This is a genomic window from Aquamicrobium ahrensii (assembly GCF_040545755.1).
GTDB classification, from domain to species: Bacteria; Pseudomonadota; Alphaproteobacteria; order Rhizobiales; family Rhizobiaceae; genus Mesorhizobium; species Mesorhizobium ahrensii.
Window position 1 is genome coordinate 439,935 of record NZ_JBEPMN010000002.1, and the last position, 12,314, is coordinate 452,248.

Genomic DNA, 12,314 nt, shown 5'->3' on the forward strand with positions numbered 1-12,314 from the left:
CCGCTCAGGCGCCGCGCGCAGGAAGGGTGGGGCCGATCAGGAAGCGCTCCGACAGCGGCAGGCTGGCCGCGCCCAGCGCGCGGGCATGGACGCCAACCGTTCCCTCCCGGATGTGCGGCAGGAGCAGACCTTCGGCATCGATGCCCCGGATGGCTTCGCGCACGGCCTCGACCAGCCGCGCCCTGATCGCAACAGGCATCCAGCCGTCGATCACGGCCGCTTCGAAGTCGATCACGGCGGTGGACGAAGCTATGGCGTAGGCAAGCGCCGCTGCGGCATCTGTGATCCACTCGTCGACCACAGGTCCCAGATCGCCCCATTCTTCCGGGGTGGTCCAAAGGTGCGGAGCCTCGATGCCCCGTGCATTGAGCCGTTTTTCAAGAACTGCGATGGAGGCGATGTCGATGAGCTGGGCCGGCTTGTCGCCATTGCCGGGCACAAGCATGGAGCCTAGCGCGCCGGCGTTTCCGGTGGGGCCGCTGTAGAGCCGGCCGTCCAGCACGATGCCGCCTCCGGCGAATGCGCCGATATAGAAATAGACGAAGTCGCGTGGCGCGCCTGTCTGGCCGAACACCAGTTCGGCTCCGCAGGCGGAGGTGGCGTCGTTTTGCAGATAGACCGGGAAATCGCACAGGAGCTGGATTTCCGTGCGCATGTCATGGTGACGCCATTCGTCCATCACTTCACGCGGTGCGCCTGCCGTATCGGCCCAGCTCCACAATTCGAACGGCATGGCGATGCCGAGGCCGGCAATGCGCTTCTGCTGCGATGCGGCGAGGCTGGCGCGCAGCTTCTGCATTCCGCTGGAAACGAACTCCACCGTGTCGCGGGGAACCGGATAGCGATAGGAAAGCTGGACGGAAGCGCGCGGTGCGCCGAGGAAATCGATCAGCACAAGATCGGAACTGCGCCGGCCGATCTTGAGGCCGATGAAGAAGGCGCCATCCGGATTGAGCGACATGGGAACCGAAGGCTGGCCGATCTTGCCGCGCTGCGGCGCTTGCTTCAGCAGAAGCCCATCCTGTTCCAGCTCGCGCATGATGACGGAGACGGTCTGCGCCGACAGGCCGGTCATGCGCGCGATGTCGGACTTCGACAGGCTGCCGTGCAGACGCACGAGCGACAGCACGAGCCGCTCATTATGATCGCGCATTCCGCTCTGGTTGGTGCCGCGGTGGAAACGGCTTTCCGCCGCCTCGGGCGGACCATGCTTTGCAGTGCCGGTTTCCACCGTAACAGGTCTCCCGCCAAATCTACCGTCCTTTGGCAAGAATGTTGAATAGGTGCAATGGTGTCAATAATAAATAAGAGTGATTTAATTATTGACAGCCCTCCGCAACCTGTGTTTGGTTTTGCCTGAGGGCGCGGCTGGGAGGCAGCGTGAGCGCTCGTATCATGGCGCCGGCATCGGTCCGGGGTCGTCGTCATCTGGGAGGATGGAATGAAGATCTGCGCGTTGAAAACCGCTCTGTTTTGCGCGACCGCTCTGGGCGTGGCGATGCTGGCCGCGCCTGCTTCGGCTCAGGAAGTGGGCGCCTGCCTTATCACCAAGACCGACACCAATCCCTTCTTCGTCAAGATGAAGGAAGGCGCGACAGCCAAGGCGCAGGAACTGGGCGTCAACCTGAAATCCTATGCCGGCAAGATCGACGGCGACAGCGAAAGCCAGGTGGCGGCGATCGAAAGCTGCATTGCCGATGGCGCGAAGGGCATCCTCATTACGGCATCGGATACGGCCGGTATCGTGCCATTGATCAAGAAGGCGCGCGATGCGGGCATTCTCGTCATCGCGCTCGATACTCCGCTTGATCCGGCGGAAGCGGCCGACGCCACTTTCGCTACCGACAATCTGCTGGCGGGCGAACTGATCGGCAAATGGGCGGCCGCCACGCTGGGAGACGGCGCGGCGGATGCAAAGATCGCCTTCCTCAATCTGACCCCGTCGCAGCCAACCGTGGACGTGCTGCGCAATCAGGGCTTCATGAAGGGTTTCGGCATCGACACCAAGGACATCAACCGCATCGGCGACGAGGATGATCCGCGCATCGTCGGTCACGATATTACCAACGGCAATGAGGAGGGAGGCCGCAAGGCCATGGAAAACCTGCTCCAGAAAGATCCGTCGATCAATGTCGTCCACACCATCAACGAGCCGGCGGCGGCGGGTGCGTATGAAGCCCTCAAAGCGGTCGGGATGGAGAAGAATGTGCTGATCGTTTCCGTCGACGGCGGTTGTCCGGGCGTGAAGAATGTCGAGGCCGGGGTCATTGGCGCGACGTCGCAGCAATATCCGCTGCTTATGGCTTCGCTCGGTATCGAGGCGATCAAGAAGTTCGCCGAAACGGGCGAGAAGCCGCAGGCGAGCGAAGGCAAGAATTTCGTGGATACGGGCGTGGCGCTGGTCACGGCCAATCCGGTCGATGGCGTCGAGTCCATTGATGTCCAGAAGGGTCTGGATTTGTGCTGGGGTTGATCTGACCCGGACTTGAGCACACTGTTTCCGAAGGGCGCGCGCGAGGATGCGGCGCGCCCTTCGGAATGACGAGACCGACACGCTCCACTGGAAGGAGGGCCGGATGACCGAGGCGTCGGCACGCGGCGGGCAACCGCAGGAGTTTGAAAAAGCGCTGGCGGGCGGCGACGCCTCCGTCGCGCAGTTCGAGAGCCATGACCGAACGATGGTGGAGCGGCTCCAGCATTTCCTGCATTCGAGCCCGGCGGCGGTGCCGCTGATTGTGCTTATCGCCTCCCTCGCCATCTTCGCCATGCTTATCGGCGGGCGGTTCTTTTCCGCCTTTTCGCTGACGCTGATCCTCCAGCAGGTGGCGATCGTCGGCATTGTCGGCGCGGCGCAGACTCTGGTCATCCTCACCGCCGGCATCGATCTTTCGGTGGGGGCGATCATGGTGCTGACGTCCGTCGTGATGGGGCAGTTCACCTTTCGCTACGGCCTTCCCGCGCCCGTCGCCATCCTGTGCGGCTTCGGCGTCGGCGCTGCCTGCGGCTTCCTCAATGGCTGGCTGGTTTCGCGGGTGAAGCTGCCGCCCTTCATCGTCACGCTGGGCACATGGCAAGTTATTCTGGCCGCCAATTTCCTGTACTCGGCCAACGAAACGATCCGCGCGCAGGACATCGAGGCCAACGCACCGCTTCTGCAATGGTTCGGCAACAGCGTTCGCCTTGGCAGCGCGGTGTTCACCTATGGCGTCATCGCCCTGGTCGTGCTGGTTCTGGTGCTCTGGTACGTGCTCAATCACACCGCATGGGGCCGGCACGTCTATGCCGTCGGCGACGATCCCGAAGCGGCCGAGCTTTCAGGCGTCAACGTCAACCGCATGCTGCTTTCGGTTTATGTTCTGGCCGGTCTGATCTGCGCGCTGGCAGGGTGGGCGCTGATCGGGCGTCTGGGGTCCGTGTCGCCGACCTCAGGCCAGTTCGCCAATATCGAATCCATTACGGCGGTGGTGATTGGCGGCATTTCGCTGTTCGGTGGCCGCGGCTCCATACTCGGCATGCTGTTCGGCGCACTGATCGTCGGGGTCTTCTCGCTTGCGCTGCGGCTCATCGGCACCGATCCGCAATGGACATACCTGCTCATCGGCGTGCTGATCATCGCCGCCGTCGCCGTCGACCAATGGATCAGGAAGGTGGCCGGATGATGCAACGCGAACCCGTTCTCACAGCGCGCGGTCTGGTCAAGCGGTATGGTCGGGTGACGGCCCTCGACGCGGCCGATTTCGACCTCTATCCGGGTGAAATCCTTGCCGTGATCGGCGATAACGGCGCGGGCAAATCCTCATTGATCAAGGCGATCTCGGGCGCCATCACGCCCGACGAGGGCGAGATCAGGCTGGACGGCGAACCGGTGGCGTTTCGCTCGCCGATGGAGGCGCGCGACGCCGGCATCGAGACCGTCTACCAGAACCTTGCGCTGTCGCCCGCGCTGTCCATCGCCGACAATATGTTTCTCGGTCGGGAGATCAGGCGTGCGGGGCCGCTCGGAAAATGGCTGCGCATGCTGGACAGGTCCGCCATGGAGAAACGGGCGCGGGCCATGCTTTCAGAACTTGGCCTGATGACCATCCAGAATATCGGCCAGGCGGTCGAAACCCTTTCCGGCGGCCAACGTCAGGGGGTTGCGGTGGCGCGGGCGGCGGCGTTCGGTTCCAGGGTCGTCATCATGGACGAGCCGACGGCGGCGCTTGGAGTCAAGGAATCGCGGCGCGTGCTGGAACTGATCCTCGACGTGAAGAAGCGCGGCCTGCCCATTGTGCTGATTTCGCACAATATGCCGCATGTGTTCGAGGTGGCGGACCGTATCCACATCCATCGCCTGGGGCGACGGCTCACCGTCATCGATCCGAAGGAATATACGATGTCGGATGCGGTGGCCTTCATGACCGGCGCCAAGGCGCCGCCGGCGGTCGCCGCCGTGGCCTGAACGGGGAGCCATCTTCACCGGCGCTGCCTGAAAGCGTATCAGGGTTGCGGATCGAAGCGCACGCTTGTGCGTTGACCCCATCCGCACGCTTGTTCTCCGGAAAGGCAGACCGACAGATGATACGCACCGTTGCGACCACGCCATTCGACGATCAGAAGCCCGGCACCTCGGGCTTGCGCAAGAAGGTGCCAGTGTTCCAGCAGGAGCATTATGCGGAGAATTTCATCCAGTCGATCTTCGATGCGCTGTCCGGTTTCGAGGGCAAGGCGCTGGTGGTGGGCGGCGACGGGCGCTACTACAATCGCGAGGTGATCCAGAAGGTGGTCGCGATGGCCGCCGCCAATGGCTTCGGCAAGGTGATGATCGGACAGGGCGGCATTCTTTCCACGCCCGCCGCCTCCCATCTCATTCGCAAATACAAAGCGTTCGGCGGCATCATCCTCTCCGCCAGCCACAATCCCGGCGGACCGAAAGAGGATTTCGGCGTCAAGTACAATGCCGGAAATGGCGGCCCGGCGTCGGAAAGGATCACCGACGCGATTTACGCGCGCACCAGGGAAATCCGCGAATACAGAATTGCCGATATCGATGACATCGATATCGACGCGATCGGCACGGTCGAGGCCGCCGGCATGGTGGTGGAAATCGTCGACCCCGTTCTTGACTATGCCGATCTCATGGAAAGCCTGTTCGATTTCAATGCGTTGCGCAGGCTCTTTGAATCAGGGTTCCGCATGCGCTTCGACGCTATGCACGCCGTCACTGGCCCTTATGCGAAGGAGATATTCGAGCGCCGGCTTGGCGCTGCGGAAGGCGCATGCCGCAATTTTCGCCCGTTGCCGGATTTCGGCGGCCATCATCCCGACCCCAATCTCGTCCACGCCAAACATCTTTATGACGAGATGATGGGGCCGGACGCACCTGATTTCGGCGCCGCTTCGGATGGCGACGGCGACCGCAACCTGATCATCGGCAAAGGCATCTTCGTGACACCGTCGGACTCGCTGGCGCTGCTGGCGGCCAACGCCCGGGTAGCGCCGGCCTATATGGCGGGTCTGACGGGCGTCGCCCGCTCGATGCCGACCAGCGGCGCGGTCGACCGCGTGGCGCAGAAGCTTGGGCTCGGCATGTATGAAACGCCGACCGGATGGAAGTTCTTCGGCAATCTGCTCGATGCCGGCATGGCGACGATCTGCGGCGAGGAGAGCGCCGGCACCGGCTCCAGCCATGTGCGGGAAAAGGATGGCCTGTGGGCCGTGCTTCTGTGGCTGTCGATCCTTGCAGCACATGGCGAGAGCGTGAAGGAGATCGTGACGAAGCACTGGGCCGAATTTGGTCGCAACTATTATTCGCGACATGACTATGAAGAGGTCGAAACCGCCGACGCCAATGCGCTGATGGAGGAATTAGGCAACCGGTTGCCTGCGCTGGCCGGTACGCAGGTGAGGGGGCTCACGATCGAGACCGCCGACGATTTCACCTATCACGATCCCGTTGACGGCTCGATCAGCGAGCACCAGGGCATACGCATCCTGTTCGCGGGCGGGTCGCGGGTCGTGTTCCGCCTTTCGGGCACGGGCACCAGCGGGGCGACGTTGCGCGTCTATATCGAGCGTTACGAGCCCGATCCCGCAAGGCACGGCCTGCCTACGCAGGAAGCGCTGGCCGATCTGATAGCTGCCGCCGAGGAGATTGCCGGCATCCGCGGCCACACCGGGCGCGACCGGCCGAGCGTCATCACCTGAGCGGCGCAGGGTGGACGCGCGAAGGACGTTGTGGGACGTTGACTGGGCATCGGAGCAATCCGAAAGACCGCCCACCCTTTTCGGTCCGATTCCCTATTGAACCAGAACAGAACGCCCGCATGTGGCGCCGGTGACCCGGACGTCAGCTTCGCCGAGGCCGACGCCGAGCATATTCAGCAGGTTGTGGAGCAATTCGTCCAGCACCGGAGTTATCGCATAAAGCGCCGGTTTTACGGCGTTCGTCACAGAGCCCAGGAGCCAGCCCAGGTCGATGCCGAGACCGAGCGGTTTGACCGAGAGTTGCAGATCGTCGATGAGGGTCCGGGTCAGCTTGTCTGTATAGTTGTCTGTTTTCACGTTCTTCCAGACGCGTTGATCGATAGCCGCCCGGTCGAAAGACACTGTTTTGGTTTTACTGTTGCCCATGGCAGCATGGGCCAGGCCTGTAATGCTGAGCACGTCCAGTTTGATGAGACCAAGAATGTTCAGGCTAATGTCGGCAATCGTGGCCTTTTCGAAATTCAGCTTTCGGGTGAAGTCGGCAAATCCGGAGCCGGTGGCCTTCCCCAGATAAAGTTCAGCTATGCCGGGGGTCACGTCCAGTTTCACCTGAATGCTGTCAGGCCGCCCGGTCGCGCACTCGATGGATTTCAGCTTTGCTTCCGCGTAAGCCACCTCCACGTGCAGGGGAAGGTGGATTGAAGCAATATGTATTTTCCTGATGCCGTCCTGAATGTCGGTCTTTCCGGAAAGAGGGCTGACGGTGGCGACGAGGCTGATGCGCGTCTGGGCCGTTCGCACCACCTTGCCCTCTTCGCCAACCGCCAGCCATGGCGAGCGCTGCGGCGGCTCGCCAATTGCAACCTTGAGCGTCAGGCCGCCGAGCCCCGGCAATTCGCCGCCAAGATTGACAGAGACCATGTTCTCGCCATTGGCGATCGCCGCGCTTGTCGTCAGGATCGAAAGTGCGCTCGCTTCTATGTCAAGACCGGCGGGACGCTGCCCTATCGCGAGTTTGCCGACCGAACCAAGATCAACCAGCGTGTTGAGGGCGAGGCGCAGATTGGCGCTTGTTTCGCGTCCGAGGGTTTGTAGCGCGATGCGGTTTGCGCCGCTGAGGCCGGGCGCATCCGCCATGGCGGCGGCGATGTCGCCGATTTTTGCCTCGGTAGCCAGAAGATCGGAATAGGTGACCGCAGTGGCGTTCGTTTTGATTGCGAGTGCATCAAGAAAATCCAGGACGCTTACATCGACCTTTGCGAGGGAATTGTAGTCCATGACATTCAGACGCAGATTCGCGCCAAGCAGCGAGCCGAGCAGGGCGTTCACGAGCCCGTCGTTGAGGCTGAGAAGTCGGGAGCCCACGGCAAATGCCGCTTCGGTGCTGCTGCTGGCGATGGCCGAAGTGCCGATCACCGGCGCAGGCATGATGCTGCTGCCGAAATACAGGCGGCCGATTTTGTTCAGCGAAACCTGTACCGCATTGTAGGGCTGTCTGCCGGCTTCAAAACGCTCGTTTCGAGATTTCGACGGGTCAGGTGTATAGCGTCCGCGAACGACGTTGGCGACGGGGCGGCCGGCTACGGGTGGAGTGGCGTCGGCCGGACTGCGCACCAGCACCTGCCCCAGGCCGTTGTCTGCGAATGTCGCAGCTACCGCTGCCTCCGCCTTGCTCATGTTGCTGGTGGCGGCGATGGCGGCGATATCGGTTATGGCCTGCGCATGGCGGCGTTCGGTGTAGAGTGAACCTTCATCGACCGCGAAGGCGGTGAGCACGATGGCGAAGGGCAGGGTGAGAGCGGTCATCACCGCGAAATTGCCCTTGCCGCTGTCGAGGAAACGTCTTCCCAAGCGCCTTTTTTCGGGCAGCCGTTTGTCCATCATAACCCTCCCAGCCTGATGGTCGATTGCCGGCTGATTGTCTTTCCAGGCATGGCGATGCCGTAGAAGAGACCCCAGATCGGCAGATTTGACGCGTCATAGGTGACCGAAACAACGAACTGGCTTCCATCCGCGACGCTGTCGCGAGCGTCCACCACGAGCTTCGCCGGGTTGACGAAGGCATAGCCGGCTCCGTTGCGGCTGATGAAGTCGGCCACAAGGGCCTGGCGCTCGGCTGCGGAAAGGCCGCTCATCGCAATCCGGGCCGCATCGGCGGCAAGTTGCTGCACCGAATGGCTCGCGCCGAAATAGATGCCATACGCGATCATTCCAAGCAGCAGCATCAGGAAAATCGGTGACAGGATCGCAAATTCGATGGCGGCTGCCGCCTTGTTGCATCGGCGAAATCGACCGAAACGGTCTATATGATGCGAAAAGCAGACCATGGCACAACCTATCGCTTTCATCTTTAAGATGCGTGAATCAATAGATACAACTTTAAGGTGAAAAGGTTTATAGAGAGTTGCAGCCGCCGCAATCCTGCTGATCGTGCTTGCCCGATATATTCAAGCTAATATAACCGTAGCATCACACTGATCCCGGGATGCCGTGATGCGTTTTTTCAGATTTCTGCTCGTCACTTTTGCTGCACTGAATCTCTTGCTGATGCCGGCTGCTGCGCAAGCCGCCCGCCAGTTCGTCGACGCGGCAGGCAGAACCGTTGAGATTCCAGACAGGATCGAGCGTGTGCTGGCGGCCGGTCCGCCCGCTTCGGTTCTGCTCTATGTCCTCGCGCCGGAGAAGATGGTGGGCTGGGTGCGAAGCCCTTCCGCCGCAGAAAAGGAATTTCTGGCCGAGCCTTTTCGCGATCTGCCCGAAACCGGCCGACTGACCGGGCGCGGCAACACCGCCAACATCGAAATGGTGCTGTCCATGAAGCCGGACATTATCATCGATGTCGGCAGTATCGATCCGACCTACGCATCCCTGGCTGACCGCGTCCAGGAGCAGACGGGCATTCCGTATGTGCTGATCGACGGCGCGTTCCCGCGCACCCCTGAAACCTTGCGCGAGGTGGCCGATGTTCTTGGAGTGAAGGCGCGCGGCGAGGAGCTTGCTTCCTATGCCGGACGCACCATGGAATGGCAGAAGGAGACCGTCGCCGACATAGCAGGCGACGAACGCCCGCGCGTCTATTACGGACGCGGACCGGACGGGTTGGAGACGGGCTCCGCAGGATCGATCAACATGGAAGTCCTCGATGTGGTCGGGGCGGCCAATGTGGCGGCGCTTGCCGGGTCGGGAGGTTTGTCCAATGTTTCGATCGAACAGGTGCTGGGATGGAACCCTGACGTGATCCTGACGCTCAGCCCCGATTTCCAGAAGTCGGTGATGAGCGACCCGACCTGGGCCAATCTCAAGGCCGTGAAGGAGGGCAGGGTCTATCGCGCCCCCACTCTGCCGTTCGGCTGGTTCGACTCGCCGCCCGGCGTCAATCGTCTGATCGCGGTGACATGGCTGACAGCCATACTCTATCCGGAAAAGGCGGAGTTCGATTTGCGCGAGCGCACCCGCGAATTCTATCGTCTCTTCTATCAGGTCGAATTGACCGACGGCCAGCTTGACCGGCTTCTGGCGGATTCGGCGGTGCGATGAGCAAGGGCGAGGCGTTGTCTGGAATCGGAAAACAGGGACGCGCCGCTCGCCTGAGGGGCGTTGTGCCTCCGGTTCTGCTGCTGATCGTGGTGGTTCTTGCGCTGTTCGCCGGGAAATATGACGTCTCGCCGTCCGACATGGCTCTGGTCGTCTGGTCTCGTCTGACGGGAACCCCGAGCGGCCTCGATTCCACGGTGGAAACGGTGGTCTGGAACGTGCGGCTGCCGCGCGTGCTGGCGGGGTTGCTGGTCGGAGCCTCACTGGCCGCCGCGGGAGCGGTCTATCAGGGCCTGTTCCGCAACCCGCTCGTCTCTCCGGATATTCTCGGCGTGTCGGCGGGCGCAAGCCTCGGCGCTGTCGGCGGCATCTTCTTCTCCCTGCCGGTTCTGGCGATACAGAGCATGGCGTTCGCCGGCGGGCTTGTGGCCGTGGCGTTGGTCTATCTGGTCGGCTCTGCGGTGCGCGGCCGCGACCCCATACTGGTTCTGGTTCTGGCGGGCGTGGCCATCGGGGCGTTGCTGGGCGCTTGCATCTCGCTCCTGAAAGTTCTGGCCGACCCCTATAATCAGCTTCCCGCCATCACCTTCTGGCTGCTCGGCAGCCTCGCCAGCATCACGCGAGCCGACGCCTTCTCCATCCTGCCGGCCGTGCTGCTGGGACTGGCCCCGATGGTCCTGCTGCGCTGGCGCATGAATCTGATGACGCTGGACGAGGAGGAGGCTCGCGCGCTCGGCATGGAGACCGGCCGGTTGCGCCTTTTGCTGGTCGCGGCAGCAACGCTGATGACGGCCGCGGCGGTGTCGGTCTCAGGCATCATCGGCTGGGTCGGGCTTGTCATGCCGCACATCGCCCGCGGCCTCGTGGGGCCGGATTTCGGCCGCCTCCTGCCGGCTTCGCTGATGCTCGGCGGCGGCTATCTGGTCGGAGTCGATGCGCTGGCGCGCACCGTCGCCCAGATCGAGGTTCCGCTCGGCATTCTGACGGCGGTGATCGGCGCGCCCTTCTTCCTGTGGTTGCTGGCGAGCGGGAGGCGCGGCTGGCAATGATGATGACGGCGCGGGATCTCGCGTTCGGCTACCGGGGGACGCTGGTTGGAGAGGGCGTCACCCTGGCGGTCGAGGCCGCAAGGGTGCTGTGCCTGATGGGGCCGAACGGCTGCGGCAAGACAACGTTGTTCCGCACACTGCTTGGCCTGCTGCCGCCGCTGGCCGGCAGGCTGGAACTGCATGGCAGGCCGGTGATGGAGTTCAGCCGCTCGGAATTCGCCCGTCACGTCGCCTATGTCCCGCAGGCAGGATCATCCTATTTCCCTTTCAGCGTCACGGAGGTGGTCACCATGGCGCGCGCCAGCCGTATCGGCGCCTTCGCCACGCCTTCCGCTCACGATCGGGAGATCGCGCAGGGAGCGCTGGAGCGTCTTGGTCTTCAGCATCTGGCCAGTCGACCCTTCACCGAAATCAGCGGTGGCGAGCGGCAGATGACGCTGATCGCGCGGGCGCTCGCCCAGGAGGCGGAACTGGTGGTCATGGACGAGCCGACGGCAAGTCTCGATTTTGGCAATCAGGCAAAGGTGCTCGATTGCATCAACGAGTTGCGCGGCTCCGGCCTCGCCATCGTGTTGTCCACGCATGATCCCGGCCACGCCTTTGCCTGCGCCGACAGCGTGGCGCTGATGAAGAGGGGGCGGATCATTTGCGAAGGGACGCCGCAGGCGGCAGTCACGCCGGAGACGCTGCGCAATCTCTATGGCGTCGAGATCGCGGTGGAATTCATGCGGGGAGCCGGGCGCAATATATGTGCACCGGCGCTCGGCCGCTTCAGGAAGGAGTGATGTCGATGGTGAGGGAAAACGAGATCCGTCAGGGAGAACGCGCCGTGGAGGCGCCGCCGGCCACCGACGCCGGGCTGGTGTTCATCGGCCAGATCCGCACACCCTGGACATCGCGCATGGTGACGCCACGGCAAGGCAGGCGCGATGGGCCGGTCTGTCGCATCGAGATTTTCCAGCCATGGGTCGAGGCGCTGGCGAATATCGAGGAGTTCGAGGAACTGGAGGTGCTGTATTGGCTGCACATGTCGCGGCGCGATCTGGTGTTGCAAAGCCCGGCCAATGACGGAACGACACGCGGCACCTTTTCCATCCGCTCGCCCGCGCGGCCCAATCCCATCGGCACTTCCATCGCAAGGCTGGTCGGGCGCGAGGGGAACATGTTGCTGGTGCAGGGAATGGATTGCCTGGACGGCACGCCGCTCCTCGATCTCAAGCCCGAACGCACAGGTTTCACACCGATCGCCCCATCCCAACCGGGCGATTTCGAGGTGGAACAGACTTCGTCCTGGCCGCGCGACCGAAGTTAAGAACCCGCTGACAATGGAGACTGTCAGCGAGTTCATCCGTTGTGCGCCTGAGTTTCAGAAAGTCAGGCGCGATGTCAGGTAGAAGGTGCGCCCGGGTTCGGGGAATCCATCTGCCAGTTCGTAATTTCTGTCGAAGATTGAGGTGGACCCGTCTGGTGAGACAGCTTGGCGGCTTGGCTAAGGTGGATCGGGTTGGTTTCTACGCCGCCAATTGCTCCGTCATTTGTGCCGTA

11 protein-coding genes are annotated in these 12,314 nt (G+C 62.5%); 8 read left to right on the top strand and 3 right to left on the bottom strand.

The features are described 5' to 3' along the window. Positions 1 to 4: 4 nt before the first annotated feature. Positions 5 to 1,231 carry an ROK family transcriptional regulator gene (locus ABID44_RS04965; RefSeq protein WP_354150564.1) on the bottom strand — a complete coding sequence of 409 codons (1,227 nt, stop codon included), beginning with the start codon at positions 1,229 to 1,231 and terminating at the stop codon, positions 5 to 7. A gap of 210 nt (positions 1,232 to 1,441) precedes the next feature. Here ABID44_RS04965 and ABID44_RS04970 point away from each other — a divergent pair, with 210 nt between their 5' ends. The 4 genes from ABID44_RS04970 to ABID44_RS04985 all read left to right on the top strand — a co-directional run bounded on the left by ABID44_RS04970 (position 1,442) and on the right by ABID44_RS04985 (position 6,186). Then, a complete protein-coding gene (locus tag ABID44_RS04970; RefSeq protein ID WP_354150565.1) occupies positions 1,442 to 2,473 on the top strand; it encodes a sugar ABC transporter substrate-binding protein in 1,032 nt (343 codons plus the stop codon). A gap of 103 nt (positions 2,474 to 2,576) precedes the next feature. Next, positions 2,577 to 3,659 carry an ABC transporter permease gene (locus ABID44_RS04975; RefSeq protein ID WP_354150566.1) on the top strand — a complete coding sequence of 361 codons (1,083 nt, stop codon included), beginning with the start codon at positions 2,577 to 2,579 and terminating at the stop codon, positions 3,657 to 3,659. Then, entirely contained in the window at positions 3,659 to 4,441 is a 783-nt protein-coding gene (locus ABID44_RS04980) for an ATP-binding cassette domain-containing protein (protein WP_354150600.1), read from the top strand. Before ABID44_RS04975 ends, ABID44_RS04980 begins: the two co-directional genes overlap by 1 nt. Before the next feature lie 116 nt (positions 4,442 to 4,557). Further along, positions 4,558 to 6,186 carry an alpha-D-glucose phosphate-specific phosphoglucomutase gene (locus tag ABID44_RS04985; RefSeq protein ID WP_354150567.1) on the top strand — a complete coding sequence of 543 codons (1,629 nt, stop codon included), beginning with the start codon at positions 4,558 to 4,560 and terminating at the stop codon, positions 6,184 to 6,186. Between the two features lie 93 nt (positions 6,187 to 6,279). Here ABID44_RS04985 and ABID44_RS04990 read toward each other — a convergent pair whose 3' ends face one another. After that, entirely contained in the window at positions 6,280 to 8,067 is a 1,788-nt protein-coding gene (locus tag ABID44_RS04990; RefSeq protein WP_354150568.1) for a TadG family pilus assembly protein, read from the bottom strand. Next, on the bottom strand, positions 8,067 to 8,534 hold the full coding sequence (locus tag ABID44_RS04995; RefSeq protein WP_378226452.1) for a TadE/TadG family type IV pilus assembly protein: 468 nt from the start codon (positions 8,532 to 8,534) through the stop codon (positions 8,067 to 8,069). The genes ABID44_RS04990 and ABID44_RS04995 overlap by 1 nt, the downstream gene beginning before the upstream one ends. Positions 8,535 to 8,679: 145 nt before the next feature. Here ABID44_RS04995 and ABID44_RS05000 point away from each other — a divergent pair, with 145 nt between their 5' ends. From ABID44_RS05000 to tsaA, 4 genes are read left to right on the top strand one after another with little or no spacing between them, the layout of a single operon-like run. Further along, positions 8,680 to 9,723, top strand: coding sequence for an iron ABC transporter substrate-binding protein (locus ABID44_RS05000; RefSeq protein WP_378226453.1), 1,044 nt, complete (start codon positions 8,680 to 8,682; stop codon positions 9,721 to 9,723). Beyond that, the gene (locus tag ABID44_RS05005) at positions 9,720 to 10,769 is read left to right on the top strand and encodes a FecCD family ABC transporter permease (protein ID WP_354150570.1); all 1,050 of its coding nucleotides are present in this window, start codon (positions 9,720 to 9,722) and stop codon (positions 10,767 to 10,769) included. The genes ABID44_RS05000 and ABID44_RS05005 overlap by 4 nt, the downstream gene beginning before the upstream one ends. Further along, a complete protein-coding gene (locus ABID44_RS05010) occupies positions 10,766 to 11,554 on the top strand; it encodes an ABC transporter ATP-binding protein (protein WP_354150571.1) in 789 nt (262 codons plus the stop codon). The genes ABID44_RS05005 and ABID44_RS05010 overlap by 4 nt, the downstream gene beginning before the upstream one ends. Before the next feature lie 5 nt (positions 11,555 to 11,559). Next, the gene (tsaA, locus tag ABID44_RS05015) at positions 11,560 to 12,081 is read left to right on the top strand and encodes a tRNA (N6-threonylcarbamoyladenosine(37)-N6)-methyltransferase TrmO (RefSeq protein ID WP_354150602.1); all 522 of its coding nucleotides are present in this window, start codon (positions 11,560 to 11,562) and stop codon (positions 12,079 to 12,081) included. Positions 12,082 to 12,314 lie beyond the last annotated feature (233 nt).

Excerpts from the sequence above, each read along its gene's own strand:
- ABID44_RS05005 (WP_354150570.1), top strand. The coding sequence starts at position 9,720 with ATGAGCAAGGGCGAGGCGTTGTCTGGAATCGGAAAACAGGGACGCGCC.
- ABID44_RS04970 (WP_354150565.1), top strand. The coding sequence starts at position 1,442 with ATGAAGATCTGCGCGTTGAAAACCGCTCTGTTTTGCGCGACCGCTCTG.
- ABID44_RS05000 (WP_378226453.1), top strand. The coding sequence starts at position 8,680 with ATGCGTTTTTTCAGATTTCTGCTCGTCACTTTTGCTGCACTGAATCTC.
- tsaA (WP_354150602.1), top strand. The coding sequence starts at position 11,560 with ATGGTGAGGGAAAACGAGATCCGTCAGGGAGAACGCGCCGTGGAGGCG.
- ABID44_RS04990 (WP_354150568.1), bottom strand. The coding sequence starts at position 8,067 with ATGGACAAACGGCTGCCCGAAAAAAGGCGCTTGGGAAGACGTTTCCTC.
- ABID44_RS04985 (WP_354150567.1), top strand. The coding sequence starts at position 4,558 with ATGATACGCACCGTTGCGACCACGCCATTCGACGATCAGAAGCCCGGC.
- ABID44_RS04975 (WP_354150566.1), top strand. The coding sequence starts at position 2,577 with ATGACCGAGGCGTCGGCACGCGGCGGGCAACCGCAGGAGTTTGAAAAA.
- ABID44_RS05010 (WP_354150571.1), top strand. The coding sequence starts at position 10,766 with ATGATGATGACGGCGCGGGATCTCGCGTTCGGCTACCGGGGGACGCTG.
- ABID44_RS04980 (WP_354150600.1), top strand. The coding sequence starts at position 3,659 with ATGCAACGCGAACCCGTTCTCACAGCGCGCGGTCTGGTCAAGCGGTAT.
- ABID44_RS04995 (WP_378226452.1), bottom strand. The coding sequence starts at position 8,534 with ATGAAAGCGATAGGTTGTGCCATGGTCTGCTTTTCGCATCATATAGAC.